The following is a 14,157-nucleotide window of genomic DNA, read 5'->3' as shown; positions in this document are numbered from 1 at the left end:
TTATCTATTGCGGTATCACTCAGCCAATGGCTTTGGACGCCAGCCAGAACAGGCCGGCCGCCAGGCCCATCGACGCAGGCAGGGTGAGTACCCAGGCCAGCAGGATGGTCTTAACGGTGCCGCCTTGCAGGCCGCTCTTGTTGGCGACCATGGTGCCGGCCACACCGGACGACAACACGTGGGTGGTCGATACCGGCAGGGCGAAGATGTTGGCCATGCCGATGGCGCAAGCCGCGGTGATCTGCGCCGACATGCCCTGGGCATAGGTCATGCCCTGCTTGCCGATCTTCTCGCCAACGGTCAGTACCACACGCTTCCAGCCGACCATGGTACCCAGGCCAAGGGCCAGAGCGACGGCCACGATCACCCAGAACGGGGCGTACTCGGTGGTGGCAGTCAGGTCTTTGCGCAGTTTTTCCAGGTCGGCCTTTTCACGGGCTTCCAGGCCTGGCAGCTTGCCGACCTTCTTCGCCGTGTCGTCCAGGCACAGCAGGTAGCGGCGCACTTCGACACGCTTGTCGGCACTCAGGCTGTGGTAGTCGGTCACGCCCTGCAGCGAGGACTGCAGCGCGGCAATGGTCGGCTCGGTCTGCTGCGGGTTGCAGCTGAACTGCTCCGGCAGGTCGCTGGACTTGGCCTTGCCCAGTGCCAGGAACTCGCCCAGGGTGGCGGCGTTGCGCTGGTAGAACTGGCTCATGTGCAGGGTGGCGTCGCGGGTACGCTCGATCTGATAGGTGGTGCTGTTCAGGTCGAGGACGAACTTGGCCGGGACGATACCGATCAGCACCAGCATGATCAGGCCGATGCCTTTCTGGCCGTCGTTGGAGCCGTGCACGAAGCTCACGCCCATGGCCGAAACCACCAGTACCAGGCGGTTCCAGAACGGCGGGTGCTTCTTGTCGTCGAGCTTGCGGCGCTGCTCGGGGGTCTTGTGCATCTTCGACAGCGGGCGCCACCACTTCAGGCCGATCAGTACCAGAGCGGCAACGGCGAAGCCGGCCATCGGCGAGACCACCAGCGACATGGCGATGTCGATCGCCTTCTGCCAGTTGACGCCGTCGCCCAGCGGGATGTCGTTGATCAGGGCATTGGCCAGGCCGACGCCGAGGATGGAGCCGATCAGCGTGTGCGAGCTGGAGGCGGGGATACCGAAGTACCAGGTGCCCAGGTTCCAGGTGATGGCCGCAGCCAGCAGCGAGAAGACCATGGCCAGGCCGTGTCCGGTGTTCACATTGATCAGCAGCTCTACCGGCAGCAGGTGCACGATGGCATAGGCCACCCCGACACCGCCGAGCAGAACGCCAAGGAAGTTGAACACGCCGGAGAAGAACACGGCGAGGTGCGGCGGCATGGCTTTGGTATAGATGACGGTAGCTACCGCGTTGGCGGTGTCATGAAAGCCATTGATGAACTCGAAGGCGAGCACGAAGGTCAAGGCGAGCAGCAGGCTCACCAACACCCAGGCATCCAGTCCGCTGAATAATTCGATCATGAAGGTTGTCTGGCGGTCTTAGGGGGGCGGGATTATGCCAGAAAACCTTGGCAATCGATGCATCTGCGACAGACCGATGGCAATCTTCCTGTCGGGAGCGTGATGTGCACGGCGCGACGTGGAGGCAGGGAAATGTCCGCTAAAACGCGCAAAACCTGGCGAAAACCGGCAAAAAGCTGGAGAAAAAGCCGGTTCGCTTCTGTTCAAACGGCCGTATGAAATTTGTGTAATTCCATTTCACCTTCGGCCGGACAGTAAAGATCGACCGCGCCCGGGCTGGCCGGGCGACGACGCGCTGGCGTGGTCCCGGGGGTCAGGGAGCGTCGCTGCGCAGTTCCTTTTCCATACGTTCCAGTTCCTGGCTGAAGGCCTGGTCGCGCACGCTGGCGCGCTTGCGCCAAGGTTTGCGTTCCGGATCCGGTTGTGCGGCGTAAGTGGTGACTTCGCCACCGTAAACATCCTTGTAACGTTCAGCCTGGCGCTCGAGTTCCGCGCGCAGTTCATCTTTCGTCACAGTAGTACCTGAATTAAGTTTGATGAGTGTTGTTATGCGCTGTGCAGCGTGCACATGCCTTGCTGGCCGCAACGGCTAGATACAGCGGAAGGTTCCATTGCCACGGCATCGTCGAGGCCTGCGCAATCGATTATAGCAACCGATATTTCGCCGAACATCGTTATTTACCCAACCCTGACATCACCAGACGCAAGTAACGGAATGCATCCGACAACAGTTTGGGCCTTTCGTACAAGTTTGAAAGGCAAGACGGACAAAAGTTCGTTGCAATGCAGCAGCGGGACCGTTGACCGGGAGGGTAATGAAAAACGGCCTCGCCAAAAGGCGAGGCCGTTGCCTGGGGACTTCTACGGTGGGTACCTGACCAGTCTCTCCAAAGAAGCCACAAGTGGCATGAGAAAGGTATAAGTAAAAGTGTCAGCGGTCAATTGCGATTATCGGCCGTTTGTTCGATAATCGCACGAGTGGGCGTTTTTTTTGAGGTGTGCGATGAGTGACGAAACCCTGGCCAACGATTCCGTCAATCCAGAGTCGGGCAACCCGGAGCACGGGCGATCTGCCTCGGCAGCCCTGGCACCGCCGATCGTGGCTTCCCCGGCAAAACGCATCCAGGCCTTTACCGGCGACCCGGACTTCATGACCTCCCTGGCGCGAGGCCTGGCAGTCATCCAGGCCTTTCAGGAACGCAAGCGTCACCTGACCATCGCCCAGATCAGCCACCGCACCGAAATCCCCCGTGCGGCGGTACGCCGTTGCCTGCACACGTTGATCAAGCTGGGTTACGCCACCACCGACGGGCGCACCTATTCGCTGTTGCCCAAAGTGCTGACGCTGGGGCATGCGTACCTGTCGTCGACGCCGCTGGCGATTTCCGCCCAGCCTTACCTGGACCGCATCAGCGACCAGCTGCACGAGGCGGCCAACATGGCCACGCTCGAAGGTGACGACATTCTTTATATAGCCCGTTCGGCCACCGTGGAGCGGCTGATTTCGGTCGACCTGTCGGTGGGCGGGCGCCTGCCGGCCTATTGCACATCGATGGGGCGCATTCTGTTGGCGGCCATGGACGACACCAGCCTGCGGGAATACCTGGAACGTGCCGACCTGAAGGCGCGAACCAGCCGTACCTTGCATGACCCCGAGTCGCTGTTCGCCTGTATCCAGCAGGTGCGCGCCCAGGGCTGGTGCGTGGTAGACCAGGAGCTGGAGCAGGGGCTGCGTTCGATTGCGGTGCCGGTGTATGACGCCTCGGGGCAGGTGTTGGCGGCGTTGAATGTGAGTACCCATGTCGGGCGGGTGACGCGCAGTGAGCTGGAGCAGCGGTTCTTGCCGATCCTGCTGGCGGCCAGCCGGGACCTTTGCCATCAGTTGTTTGGCTGAAGTGTCCCGGGGGCGCGTTGCACCCCTTTCGCGACACAAGGCCGCTCCTACAGGTAGATCGCGTAACCCTGTAGGAGCGGCCTTGTGTCGCGATGGGCCGCAAAGCGGCCCCAAAATAAAACAGTAAAAACCGTTTCCTGTGCGATAAACGCACAGTGTCGTTCGCGGTCAATTGCGCCACCACCGCCCGCTGATTAATGTCTCTCGCAACGGTCGGCTGTGCCGACCGAACAAGAAAAACATAATAAGAGGCACTTACATGAATACTGTCCCCTCGCTGCCGCGGCCGCACCCGCGCGCAGTACCGTTATATCCAGGCTGACGCCGGCCGCATTCCCTCAAACTACCGTCCTCTGTACCGGTTTATCGCGTGCAGTGGCCTGGCTGTGCCCCTCATTCTGGATAACAACAATGAACCAAGCGCAAACCAACGTCGGCAAAAGCCTCGACGTCCAGTCGTTCATCAATCAGCAGCCGCTGTCCCGCTACCAATGGCGGGTGGTGTTGCTGTGCTTCCTGATCGTCTTCCTCGATGGCCTGGACACCGCCGCCATGGGCTTCATCGCCCCGGCCCTGTCGCAGGAGTGGGGGATTGACCGCGCCAGCCTCGGCCCAGTCATGAGTGCTGCATTGATCGGCATGGTTTTCGGTGCCCTCGGCTCCGGCCCGCTGGCGGACCGGTTTGGCCGCAAGGGCGTGCTGGTGGGGGCGGTGCTGGTATTTGGCGGCTTCAGCCTGGCCTCGGCCTATGCCACCAACGTCGACCAGTTGCTGGTGTTGCGCTTCCTGACCGGCCTGGGCCTTGGCGCAGGCATGCCCAACGCCACCACGCTGTTGTCTGAATACACCCCCGAGCGCCTCAAGTCGTTGCTGGTGACCAGCATGTTCTGCGGCTTCAACCTGGGCATGGCCGGTGGTGGTTTCATTTCCGCCAAGATGATCCCGGCTTACGGCTGGCACAGCCTGCTGGTGATCGGTGGCGTGCTGCCGTTGCTGCTGGCGCTGGTGCTGATGGTATGGCTGCCGGAGTCGGCGCGGTTCCTGGTGGTACGCAATCGGGGCACCGACAAGGTGCGCCAGACCTTGTCCCCCATCGCGCCACAGGTGGTGGCCGAGGCGGGCAGCTTCAGCGTGCCGGAACAGAAGGCGGTGGCCGCGCGCAACGTGTTCGCGCTGATCTTCTCCGGTACCTACGGCATGGGCACCATGCTGTTGTGGCTGACCTACTTCATGGGCTTGGTGATCGTCTATCTGCTGACCAGCTGGCTGCCAACCTTGATGCGCGACAGCGGCGCGAGCATGGAGCAGGCTGCCTTCATCGGCGCACTGTTCCAGTTCGGTGGCGTGCTGAGTGCCGTCGGCGTGGGCTGGGCCATGGACCGCTTCAATCCGCACAAGGTGATCGGCATTTTCTACCTGCTGGCCGGGGTGTTCGCGTACGCCGTGGGGCAGAGCCTGGGCAACATCACCGTATTGGCCACGCTGGTGCTGGTTGCCGGCATGTGCGTGAACGGCGCCCAGTCGGCGATGCCTTCGCTGGCGGCGCGCTTCTATCCGACACAGGGCCGCGCCACAGGGGTATCGTGGATGCTGGGTATCGGCCGCTTCGGGGCGATTCTCGGGGCCTGGAGTGGCGCGACGCTGCTGGGGCTGGGCTGGAACTTCGAACAGGTGCTGACGGCGTTGCTGGTGCCGGCGGGGCTGGCGACCGTGGGTGTGATCGTGAAAGGGCTGGTGAGCCACGCTGACGCGACCTGACGCAATGGCCTCATCGCCGGCAAGCCAGCTCCCACAGGAATGCATCAGGCCCCGAGCCGGTGCGGTACCTGTGGGAGCTGGCTTGCCGGCGATGAGGCCATTACAGGCAGTGAGGGGAGATAGGTAGGGATGCAATAATCGGTTCGATAATCGCACAAATAGTCGATTATCGGATTGTAAGCCACCCACCAGTCTCCTTAATCTGAGCTCACCGAAGCACCCTGACCAGGAGTCTCCAAATGGCTGCAATTCTCCCGCTTCACGAAGCCGTGAAGCAGTTCATCCAGGATGGCGATACCGTCGCCCTCGAAGGTTTCACCCACCTGATCCCGACTGCCGCCGGCCACGAGATCATCCGTCAGGGCAAGCGCGACCTGACCCTGGTGCGCATGACTCCGGACCTGATCTACGACCAGCTGATCGGCGCCGGTTGCGCCAGCAAGCTGATCTTCTCCTGGGGTGGTAACCCGGGTGTCGGTTCGCTGCACCGCCTGCGTGATGCCGTCGAGAAGCAATGGCCACACGCCATCGAAATCGAAGAACACAGCCACGCCGACCTGGCCAACGCCTATGTCGCCGGTGCTTCTGGCCTGCCGTTCGCCGTGCTGCGTGCCTACGCCGGCTCCGACCTGCCGAAGGTCAACCCACTGATCAAGAGCGTCACCTGCCCGTTCACCGGTGAAGTGCTGGCAGCCGTGCCGTCGGTGCGCCCGGACGTGACCGTGATCCACGCGCAAAAGGCCGACCGCAAGGGCAACGTGCTGCTGTGGGGCATCCTCGGTGTGCAGAAGGAAGCCGCCCTGGCCGCCAAGCGCTGCATCGTCACCGTCGAGGAAATCGTCGACGACCTGCAGGCGCCGATGAACGCCTGCGTGCTGCCGACCTGGGCGCTGAGCGCGGTATGCCTGGTACCTGGTGGTGCGCACCCGTCCTATGCCCACGGCTACTACGAGCGTGACAACCGCTTCTACCAGGCCTGGGACCCGATCGCGCGTAGCCGCGAATCGTTCACCGCCTGGATCGACACCTACATCCGTGGCACTGCCGATTTCAACGAATTCAAGGCCAAGCTGGCCAGCACTGCGGAGGCCGCACAATGAGCTACTCCACTTCCGAAATGATGACCGTCGCCGCAGCCCGTCGCCTGCGCAACGGTGCTGTGTGCTTCGTCGGCATCGGCCTGCCATCCAAGGCTGCCAACCTGGCGCGCCTGACCTCGTCGCCAGACGTGGTGCTGATCTACGAATCCGGCCCGATCGGCGCCAAGCCAAGCGTGCTGCCGCTGTCGATCGGCGACGGCGAGCTGGCCGAAACCGCTGACACCGTGGTGCCGACCGGCGAGATCTTCCGCTACTGGCTGCAAGGTGGGCGCATCGACGTCGGCTTCCTCGGCGCCGCCCAGGTCGACCGCTTCGGCAACATCAACACGACTGTGGTTGGTGACTACCACGCCCCGAAAACCCGCCTGCCGGGTGCCGGTGGCGCACCGGAAATCGCCGGTTCCGCCAAGCAGGTGCTGATCATCCTCAAGCAGTCGCCGCGTGCCTTCGTCGACAAGCTGGACTTCATCACCTCGGTTGGCCACGGTGAAGGCGGCGACTCGCGCAAACGCCTTGGCCTGCCAGGCGATGGCCCGGTCGGCATCATCACCGACCTGTGCATCATGGAGCCGGAAGCCGGCACCCACGAATTCGTCGTCACCGCGATCCACCCGGGTGTGACCCGCGAGCAGATCATCGCCGCCACTGGCTGGGCGATCCGCTTTGCCGACGATGTGCAGACCACTGCCGAACCTACCGAAGTCGAGCTGTCCGCCCTGCGTGACCTCGAAGCCCGTACCGCCGCGGCCCATGGCCAGGTGGCAGGAGAAGCCTGATGCGCGACGTATTCATCTGTGACGCCATCCGTACCCCGATCGGCCGCTTCGGCGGCGCCCTGGCCGGTGTGCGGGCCGACGACCTGGCCGCCGTGCCGCTGAAGGCGCTGATCGAGCGCAACCCGAGCGTGCAGTGGGATCAGGTTGACGAAGTGTTCTTCGGCTGCGCCAACCAGGCCGGTGAAGACAACCGCAACGTGGCGCGCATGGCGCTGCTGCTGGCCGGCCTGCCGCAGAGCATCCCGGGCGTCACCCTGAACCGCCTGTGCGCGTCGGGCATGGATGCCATCGGCACTGCCTTCCGCGCCATTGCCAGCGGCGAAATGGAGCTGGCGATTGCCGGCGGCGTCGAGTCGATGTCGCGTGCCCCGTTCGTCATGGGCAAGGCCGAAAGCGGCTATTCGCGCAACATGAAGCTCGAAGATACGACCATCGGCTGGCGTTTCATCAACCCACTGATGAAGAGCCAGTACGGTGTGGATTCCATGCCGGAAACCGCCGACAACGTGGCCGACGATTACCAGGTTTCGCGTGCTGACCAGGATGCTTTCGCCCTGCGCAGCCAGCAGAAGGCAGCTGCCGCCCAGGCCGCCGGTTTCTTCGCCGAAGAAATCGTGCCGGTGCGTATCGCGCACAAGAAGGGCGAGACCGTCGTCGAGCATGACGAGCACCTGCGCCCGGAAACCACACTGGAAGCCCTGACCAAGCTCAAACCGGTCAACGGCCCGGACAAGACCGTCACCGCCGGCAACGCCTCGGGCGTGAACGACGGTGCCGCGGCGTTGATCCTGGCCTCGGCCGAGGCGGTGAAGAAACACGGCCTGACCCCACGTGCCCGGGTACTGGGCATGGCCAGCGCCGGTGTTGCACCGCGGGTGATGGGCATTGGCCCGGTGCCGGCAGTGCGCAAGCTGACCGAGCGCCTGGGTGTGGCGGTGAATGATTTCGATGTGATCGAGCTTAACGAAGCCTTTGCCAGCCAAGGTCTGGCGGTGCTGCGTGAGCTGGGTGTGGCCGACGATGCACCGCAGGTGAACCCCAACGGCGGTGCCATCGCCCTGGGCCACCCGCTGGGCATGAGCGGTGCGCGCCTGGTGCTGACTGCGCTTCACCAGCTGGAGAAGAGCGGTGGGCGTAAAGGCCTGGCGACCATGTGTGTGGGCGTAGGCCAAGGTTTGGCGCTGGCCATCGAGCGGGTTTGACCTGTACCGGCCTCTTCGCGGGTAAACCCGCTCCCACAGGGAACCACGCATCCCCTGTGGGAGCGGGTTTACCCGCGAAGAGGCCGGCACATGCGACTCAAGGCTAATTGCCAGCCAGATAGCGGAACGAGTGTGTTACCAGGTGTGTCTAGAATTACCTGCGACCCTCCAGGAGTAAACTCACCATGACCTCAGCCTATTACACCGGCGAAGAACGCAGTAAACGCATCTTCGCTATCGTTGGTGCCTCTTCAGGCAACCTGGTGGAATGGTTCGACTTCTACGTCTATGCCTTCTGCGCGATCTACTTTGCCCCGGCTTTCTTCCCCTCCGACGACCCCACCGTGCAGTTGTTGAACACGGCAGGCGTGTTCGCCGCAGGCTTTCTGATGCGCCCCATCGGTGGCTGGATCTTCGGCCGCCTCGCTGACCGCCATGGTCGCAAGAATTCCCTGATGATCTCGGTGCTGATGATGTGCTTCGGCTCCCTGATGATCGCCTGCCTGCCCACCTATGCCAGCATCGGCACCTGGGCCCCGGCGCTGCTGTTGCTGGCCCGGCTGATCCAGGGCCTGTCGGTAGGCGGCGAATACGGCACCACTGCCACTTACATGAGTGAAGTGGCGCTGCGCGGCCAGCGCGGCTTCTTCGCCTCGTTCCAGTACGTGACTCTGATCGGCGGCCAGTTGCTGGCGGTGCTGGTGGTGGTGATTCTGCAGCAGCTGCTCACTGAAGATGAACTGCGCGCCTGGGGCTGGCGCATTCCGTTCGTGGTCGGCGCCATTGCCGCGCTGATCTCGCTGATGCTGCGCCGCTCGCTGCATGAGACCAGCAGCGCCGAAACCCGCCAGGACAAGGACGCCGGTACCATCAAGGGCCTGTTCCGCAACCACGCGGCGGCTTTCATCACCGTGCTCGGCTATACCGCGGGCGGTTCGCTGATCTTCTACACCTTCACCACCTACATGCAGAAGTACCTGGTCAACACCGCCGGCATGACTGCGAAAAACGCCAGCTACGTGATGACCGGCGCGCTGTTCCTGTTCATGGTGCTGCAGCCGTTCTTCGGCATGCTCTCCGACCGCATCGGCCGGCGTAATTCGATGATGCTGTTCGGCGCCCTGGGTACGCTGTTCACCGTGCCGCTGCTGATGGCGCTGAAAACCGTGAGCAGCCCGTTCATGGCCTTCGTGCTGATTACCCTGGCGTTGTGTATCGTCAGTTTCTACACCTCGATCAGCGGCCTGGTGAAGGCCGAGATGTTCCCGCCGCAGGTGCGTGCGCTGGGTGTGGGCCTGGCCTATGCAGTGGCCAACGCGGCGTTCGGTGGTTCGGCCGAATACGTTGCCCTGGGCCTGAAGACCTTGGGCATGGAAAACACTTTCTACTGGTACGTGACAGCGATGATGGCGATTGCCTTCCTGTTCAGCCTGCGCTTGCCGAAGCAGGCCGCGTACCTGCACCACGATGATTAAGGACGTGGCATGACCAACCAACTGTTCGACGCCTACTTCACCGCACCGGCCATGCGCGAGATCTTCTCAGACCGTGGCCGCCTGCAGGGCATGCTCGATTTCGAAGCGGCGCTGGCGCGGGCCGAGGCGGCTGCCGGGTTGGTTCCGCATAGCGCGGTAGCGGCCATCGAGGCGGCGTGCCACGCCGAGCGCTATGACGTTGGCGCGCTGGCCAATGCCATCGCCACTGCTGGCAACTCGGCGATTCCGCTGGTGAAGGCGTTGGGCAAGGTGATTGCCAGTGGCGTGCCCGAAGCCGAGCGCTATGTGCACCTGGGCGCCACCAGCCAGGACGCGATGGACACCGGGCTGGTCCTGCAGCTGCGTGCTGCCCTCGACCTGATCGAAGCCGACCTCGGCAAGCTGGCCGATACCTTGTCGCGCCAGGCCTTGCAGCACGCCGACACGCCGTTGGTGGGGCGCACCTGGCTGCAGCATGCCACCCCGGTGACCCTGGGCATGAAACTGGCCGGTGTGCTGGGCGCCTTGACCCGTCACCGCCAGCGCCTGCAGGAGCTGCGCCCACGCTTGCTGGTGCTGCAGTTCGGCGGTGCCTCGGGCAGCCTGGCGGCCTTGGGCAGCAAGGCGATGCCGGTGGCTGAAGCCCTGGCCGAGCAGCTCAAGCTGACCCTGCCCGAGCAGCCCTGGCACACCCAGCGCGACCGCCTGGTGGAATTTGCCTCGGTGCTGGGCCTGGTCGCCGGTAGCCTGGGCAAGTTCGGCCGTGATGTCAGCCTGCTGATGCAGACCGAGGCGGGGGAACTGTTCGAGCCTTCCGCGCCGGGCAAGGGTGGGTCTTCGACCATGCCGCACAAGCGCAACCCTGTCGGCGCCGCGGTGCTGATCGGCGCCGCGACCCGCGTGCCGGGGCTGGTTTCGACGCTGTTCGCCGCCATGCCCCAGGAGCATGAGCGCAGCCTCGGCCTGTGGCATGCCGAATGGGAAACCCTGCCGGACATCTGCTGCCTGGTATCTGGTGCGCTGCGCCAGGCCCAGGTGATTGCCGAGGGCATGGAAGTGGATGCCGCGCGCATGCGCCGTAACCTCGACCTGACCCAGGGCCTGGTGCTGGCCGAAGCGGTGAGCATCGTCCTTGCCCAGCGCCTGGGCCGCGACCACGCCCACCACCTGCTGGAGCAGTGCTGCCTGCGCGCGGTGTCCGAGCAGCGCCACCTGCGCACCGTGCTGGGTGAAGAGCCGCAGGTCAGCGCCGAGCTGTCCGCCGAAGAACTCGATCGCTTGCTCGACCCTGCCCATTACCTGGGCCAGGCCCGCGTCTGGGTGGCGCGCGCCGTGTCCGAACATCAACGTTTCACTGCCTGAAGGAGACCGCTGTGGCGCACTTGCAACTGGCCGATGGCGTTTTGAATTACCAGATCGATGGCCCGGAAAACGCCCCGGTGCTGGTCCTGTCCAACTCGCTCGGTACCGACCTGGGCATGTGGGACACGCAGATTCCACTGTGGAGCCAGCACTTGCGCGTGTTGCGCTACGACACCCGTGGCCACGGTGGGTCGCTGGTCACTGAAGGCCCCTACAGCATCGAACAGCTGGGCCGTGACGTGCTGGCCCTGCTCGATGGGCTGGATATTGCCAAGGCGCACTTCGTCGGCCTGTCGATGGGTGGCCTGATCGGCCAGTGGCTGGGCATCAATGCCGGCGAGCGCCTGCACAGCCTGACCCTGTGCAATACCGCCGCCAAGATCGCCAACGACGAGGTGTGGAACACCCGTATCGACACCGTGCTCAAGGGCGGCCAGCAGGCCATGGTCGACCTGCGCGATGCCTCCATCGCCCGCTGGTTCACCCCGGGCTTCGCCCAGGCCCAGCCAGCGCAGGCCCAGCGCATCTGCCAGATGCTGGCGCAAACCAGCCCGCAAGGTTATGCCGGCAACTGCGCGGCGGTGCGTGATGCCGATTACCGCGAGCAACTGGGCCGTATCCAGGTGCCGGCGCTGATCGTTGCCGGTACCGAGGACGTGGTGACCACTCCGGAGCACGGCCGCTTCATGCAGGCCGGTATCGCGGGTGCCGAGTACGTCGACTTCCCGGCGGCGCACCTGTCCAACGTCGAGATCGGCGAGGCGTTCAGCCGCCGCGTGCTCGACTTCCTGCTGGCTCACTGAGGGATACCACCATGGACGAGAAACAACGTTACGACGCCGGCATGCAGGTACGCCGCGCAGTGCTTGGCGATGCCCACGTGGACCGCAGCCTGGAGAAGCTCAACGACTTCAACGGCGAGTTCCAGGAGATGATCACCCGCCACGCCTGGGGTGACATCTGGACTCGCCCGGGCCTGCCGCGCCATACCCGTAGCCTGATCACCATCGCCATGCTGATTGGCATGAACCGCAACGACGAGCTGAAACTGCACCTGCGCGCGGCGGCCAACAACGGCGTGACCCGCGACGAGATCAAGGAAGTGCTGATGCAGAGCGCGATCTATTGCGGCATTCCGGCGGCCAATGCCACCTTCCACATGGCTGAGTCGGTGTGGGATGAGCTGGGCGTGGAGTCGCGACAGCAGTAATGCCTGTACCGGCCCTATCGCCGGCAAGCCAGCTCCCACAGGGATTGCATCAGGCTTGAGGGCAGTGCAGTCCCTGTGGGAGCTGGCTTGCCGGCGATAGGGCCATGGAATGTTTACATGGCCGCATTCTTCTGCCGCATGGCAACTGGGCCGGCGTTGTTTTCCACGGCTTGCTTCAGGGCCGGGCACAGGCCGAGCATGAATGCCGCTTCTGCCACCACGAACAACGGCCCGATGATCAATCCGCTGACATCGTCGACAAACGCCGGCTTGCGGCCTTCGTAGTAATGGCCGACGAACTGGATGATCCAGCCCACCACGAACGCCCCCAGCCCGGCACCGAGCCACAGCGCTGTCGTCTGCATCGCCAGCACCTGGCCGACCCACAGGCATAGCCCAAGCAACAACCCCATCACCAGGCCGAAGCGCAGGTCCAGGCGCAGGTAGAACCAGACCGAGGCTGCCGCCGCCGGCAGGGCAGGGGACAGCCACATGCTGGCTACCTCCCAGCCAGGGCGCGACAGCAGGATGGTGACCGCCAGCACGATCATCGGGATGCCGACGAAGTGGGTGGCGATGTTGCGTGGGTCGCGGTGGTAGCTGGCGTATTGGCTCAGGTGGTCGACGAGGGTTTTCATTGTTGTGCCTCCCTGGTTGCCTGATCGAGGTGTATTGCCTGTTCTGGCCTCTTCGCGGGTAAACCCGCTCCCACAGGGGGCACCACAACTCCTGAGGGCTGCGCTGTGCCTGTGGGAGCGGGTTCACCCGCGAAAGGGCCGGTACAGGCGACCGATATAGCTCAGGATAGCCCGCCCCTGCCACCATCATCAGCTCAGCGAATGGCAGCAGCCCGCACTGGCATATCCAGCCCCACCAGCGTCTCGATCATCGCTCGCGCCGCCGGCGACAGCCGGTAACCGCTGCGGCTGACCACGCCACAGCGCACGCTCAGCACTTCCAGCGCCGGTGGCAGGTTGCGCCAGTGCAGGCGCACCAGGCGGCCGCTGGCCAGGTCTTCGGCCACGGCTTCCTCGCTGGCGGTGCCGATGGCATCGCTGGCTTCCACCACGCTGCGCAGCACGGCCAGGTGCTCGGTTTGCAGGTGCGGGGTGAAATCGCTGCGCCCGCTCAGGTTGGCCAGGCGCTTGCGCACGCCGGGGGCGAGCAGGGCGCTGGCCAGCGGGTAGCTGAACAGATCGTTGGTCGACAGGCTGTCCTTGGCCAGCAATGGGTGCCCCGGGCGGCAGAAGAACAGGCCGGGGCGCGGTGAAAGGGGCTCGGTGTGGAAGTTGGGGTCGGCCTCGAACGGGCGGATATCGTCGACGAAAAACTCGATCTGCTCGCGGCGCAGGGCCTGGCCGAGGCGTTCGGCGTTGTCCACCAGCAGCGAGGTGCGGATGCCCGGGTGGCGTTCGAGAAAGTGGCGCAGGGCGTCGGGCACCAGGCGCACAGCCAGCGCCGGGCCGCTGCCGAAATGCAGCTCGCCGGCGTCGAGCTTGGTCATCTGCAGCACTTCGTTGCTCAGCTGCGCGGCACCTTGTACCAGGCGCCGGGCATGTTGCAGCACCACCAGGCCTTCGGGGGTGGGCGGCAGGGCTTTGCTGGCGCGGTCGACCAGTGGGCAGCCGAAGCTGTGTTCCAGGCTCTGGATGGCACGGCTGAAGGCGGGTTGGGTGATGCCCATGGCCTCGGCGGCACGGACGAAGCTGCGGTATTCGGTGAGGGCGATGAAGTAGCGCAGCTGACGGAGGTCCATGTCACGGCTCTGGGGCGGGGATCAGGGGCCTATTCAAGCGGTTGCTGCATATGTCGTCAAAGAAGGTTTATTGATTTGTTTATAGCTTATGGTTATTTGCTGTGGCTTCTGGCCTCTTCGCGGGTAAACCCG

Annotated in this window: 13 protein-coding genes; 9 read left to right on the top strand and 4 right to left on the bottom strand. The window is 64.0% G+C overall.

Annotated features, from left to right (window positions below; all coding sequences use genetic code 11):
• Window positions 1-19: 19 nt before the first annotated feature.
• Window positions 20-1,492 (bottom strand): inorganic phosphate transporter, encoded by a 1,473-nt coding sequence (locus CAG46_RS06730; RefSeq protein WP_085590382.1) that lies wholly within the window; start codon window positions 1,490-1,492, stop codon window positions 20-22.
• A 313-nt stretch (window positions 1,493-1,805) separates the two neighbouring features.
• Complete coding sequence (locus CAG46_RS28880) at window positions 1,806-2,006, bottom strand: hypothetical protein (protein ID WP_178080683.1); 201 nt, start codon at window positions 2,004-2,006, stop codon at window positions 1,806-1,808.
• Between the two features lie 489 nt (window positions 2,007-2,495).
• On the opposite strand from CAG46_RS28880, the gene pcaR reads away from it, so the two are divergent.
• From pcaR to pcaC, 9 genes are all read left to right on the top strand, one after another.
• Complete coding sequence (gene pcaR / locus CAG46_RS06720) at window positions 2,496-3,386, top strand: pca regulon transcriptional regulator PcaR (RefSeq protein ID WP_256575059.1); 891 nt, start codon at window positions 2,496-2,498, stop codon at window positions 3,384-3,386.
• A gap of 411 nt (window positions 3,387-3,797) precedes the next feature.
• On the top strand, window positions 3,798-5,144 hold the full coding sequence (locus CAG46_RS06715; RefSeq protein WP_025340493.1) for an MFS transporter: 1,347 nt from the start codon (window positions 3,798-3,800) through the stop codon (window positions 5,142-5,144).
• 239 nt (window positions 5,145-5,383) lie between these two features.
• Window positions 5,384-6,244 carry a CoA transferase subunit A gene (locus CAG46_RS06710; RefSeq protein ID WP_015271654.1) on the top strand — a complete coding sequence of 287 codons (861 nt, stop codon included), beginning with the start codon at window positions 5,384-5,386 and terminating at the stop codon, window positions 6,242-6,244.
• Window positions 6,241-7,020, top strand: a complete 780-nt coding sequence (locus tag CAG46_RS06705) for a CoA-transferase subunit beta (protein ID WP_015271653.1) — start codon at window positions 6,241-6,243, stop codon at window positions 7,018-7,020. The genes CAG46_RS06710 and CAG46_RS06705 overlap by 4 nt, the downstream gene beginning before the upstream one ends.
• Window positions 7,017-8,222 carry a 3-oxoadipyl-CoA thiolase gene (gene pcaF, locus CAG46_RS06700; RefSeq protein ID WP_178080684.1) on the top strand — a complete coding sequence of 402 codons (1,206 nt, stop codon included), beginning with the start codon at window positions 7,017-7,019 and terminating at the stop codon, window positions 8,220-8,222. Before CAG46_RS06705 ends, pcaF begins: the two co-directional genes overlap by 4 nt.
• 185 nt (window positions 8,223-8,407) lie before the next feature.
• Window positions 8,408-9,697: an MFS family transporter gene (locus CAG46_RS06695; protein WP_025340491.1), complete on the top strand. Its 1,290-nt coding sequence runs from the start codon at window positions 8,408-8,410 to the stop codon at window positions 9,695-9,697.
• A gap of 9 nt (window positions 9,698-9,706) precedes the next feature.
• Window positions 9,707-11,059, top strand: a complete 1,353-nt coding sequence (locus CAG46_RS06690) for a 3-carboxy-cis,cis-muconate cycloisomerase (RefSeq protein ID WP_085614268.1) — start codon at window positions 9,707-9,709, stop codon at window positions 11,057-11,059.
• A gap of 11 nt (window positions 11,060-11,070) precedes the next feature.
• Window positions 11,071-11,862, top strand: coding sequence for a 3-oxoadipate enol-lactonase (gene pcaD, locus CAG46_RS06685; protein WP_015271650.1), 792 nt, complete (start codon window positions 11,071-11,073; stop codon window positions 11,860-11,862).
• A gap of 11 nt (window positions 11,863-11,873) precedes the next feature.
• Window positions 11,874-12,269, top strand: coding sequence for a 4-carboxymuconolactone decarboxylase (gene pcaC, locus CAG46_RS06680; protein ID WP_003259581.1), 396 nt, complete (start codon window positions 11,874-11,876; stop codon window positions 12,267-12,269).
• Window positions 12,270-12,382: 113 nt separating this feature from the next.
• On the opposite strand, the gene CAG46_RS06675 is transcribed toward pcaC, so the two are convergent.
• Both CAG46_RS06675 and CAG46_RS06670 read right to left on the bottom strand, forming a co-directional pair.
• A complete protein-coding gene (locus CAG46_RS06675; protein ID WP_085614267.1) occupies window positions 12,383-12,907 on the bottom strand; it encodes a DUF962 domain-containing protein in 525 nt (174 codons plus the stop codon).
• 194 nt (window positions 12,908-13,101) lie between these two features.
• On the bottom strand, window positions 13,102-14,025 hold the full coding sequence (locus tag CAG46_RS06670) for a LysR family transcriptional regulator (RefSeq protein ID WP_025340487.1): 924 nt from the start codon (window positions 14,023-14,025) through the stop codon (window positions 13,102-13,104).
• Window positions 14,026-14,157: the final 132 nt, after the last annotated feature.

It is taken from the genome of Pseudomonas sp. B23(2017) (assembly GCF_002113725.1).
In the GTDB taxonomy this organism is placed as follows: domain Bacteria; phylum Pseudomonadota; class Gammaproteobacteria; order Pseudomonadales; family Pseudomonadaceae; genus Aquipseudomonas; species Aquipseudomonas putida_Z.
Note: the sequence above shows the minus strand (reverse complement) of the source record. Positions and strands in the feature narration are given on the sequence as shown.